We start from the raw sequence: 1,679 nt of genomic DNA on the forward strand, positions 1-1,679 counted from the left end.
TCCACGCCCGTGCCCCGGGCGGCCAGCTCCGCGACCGTCGCCGCGACACCGGCGGCGGCCGGACCGGAACGGCCGGTCAGCACCAGCCGCTCCGCACCCCGGCCGGGCAGCCACCGGGCCACGTGGCCGGCGATGGCGCCGGTGCCACCCGTGATCAGCACCGTCCCGCGCGGCGTCCAGGGGTCGTTGCCGCGAGGCTGCGAGGCCCGGGTGAGCCTGCGGCCCAGGATGCCGGCGGACCGGATCGCGACCTCGTTCTCGCCACAGCCGGCCAGCACCGCCACCAGACGGGCGCCCGCGCGCTCGTCGAGCGTCTCCGGCAGGTCGATCAACCCGCCCCAGCGGTCGGGCTGTTCCAGGCCGACGACCCGGCCGAGGCCCCAGACCTGCGCCTGCACCGGGTTGGCCAGCGCCTCGCCCGGGCCGGCCGCCGCAGCGCCGCGGGTGGCGAGCCACAGCGGCGCACCGATGCCGGCGTCACCCAGCGCCTGGATCAGGCTCAGGGTGGCGGCCAGGCCACCGGTCACCACCGGGTGCTCCGGCAGCGGCGCCTCGTCCAGCGCGACCAGCGACAGGACACCGGCCACGCCGGCGGGCTCCGCGGCCGCGGCCAGCAGCGCCGCCACCTCGGCCCGGTCCACGGCTCCGGCCGGGACCGTGACCTCGACGACCTCGGCCCCGCGAGCGGCCAGTGCGGCCGCGGACTGCTGCGTCAGGTCACCGGCCGAGCCGGCCGGGGCGACGACCAGCCAGGTGCCCGACAGAACGCGGGCGTCGGGCTCGGCGATGGCCGCCCAGCCGCCCCGGTAGCGCCAGTTGGCGGTCAGCGACCGGTCCAGCTCCCGGCGCCGCCAGGACGCCAGCGCCGGCAGGACCTCGCCGAGCTGCCGCTGGTCCTCGAGGTCCAGCGTGTCGGCGATCCGGGCGAGGTCACCCTCCTCGACGGCCGCCCAGAACCGGGCCTCCGCCGCGGTGCTCGTGCCGTCCCCGCCGACGACCGGAGTCGCCGTGGGCAGGGTCAGAATGCCCTCAGGCCAGAACCGCTGGTGGCGGAAGGCGTAGGTGGGCAGCTCGACCGGCGTGCCGGTCGGGAGCACCGAACTCCACTCCACCGCGGCGCCGTTGACGTACGCGCGGGCCAGGCCCGCGACCAGGCCGGTCACGCCCTGGTCGTCGCGCCGCTGCAGCGGGACGAACACGGCCTCGTCGCCGTCGATGCCCGCCACGGCGTCCGGGCCCAGCGAGGAGAGCGACCCGTCGGGGCCGACCTCGATGAACACCGACACACCCTGCGCGGCGAGGGCGGCCACCGCGTCGGCGAACCGCACCGCCCGGCGCGTCTGCGCCGGCCAGTAGCCCGCCTCGCACTCCGTCACCAGCTCACCGGTCAGCGCACCCGCCCACATCACCTGCGGACGGTGGTACTCCAACCCGGCGGCGACAGACGTGAGTTCGTCGAGCACCGGGTCCATCGCCGGCGAGTGGAAGGCGTGCGACACCCGCAGCCTGCGCACCCGCCGGCCCCGCTCACGCCACAGCTCCACAACCCCGTCGACGGCCTCGGTCTCACCCGAGACCACCACGGACTCCGGCCCGTTGACCGCCGCGATCACCGCACCCTCGGCCAGCGTCGCCAGGACCTCGACCTCCGGCGCGTTGACCGCCGCCATCGCACCGCC

At 77.0% G+C, this 1,679-nt stretch carries 1 protein-coding gene; it reads right to left on the minus strand.

Features of this window, described 5'->3' with window-relative positions:
- Positions 1-1,679: acyltransferase domain-containing protein (locus ABZ885_RS40715; protein ID WP_360200189.1), on the minus strand; the 1,679-nt coding region annotated here is incomplete at both ends.

The organism is Kitasatospora sp. NPDC047058 (genome assembly GCF_040643935.1).
Taxonomy (GTDB): Bacteria; Actinomycetota; Actinomycetes; order Streptomycetales; family Streptomycetaceae; genus Kitasatospora.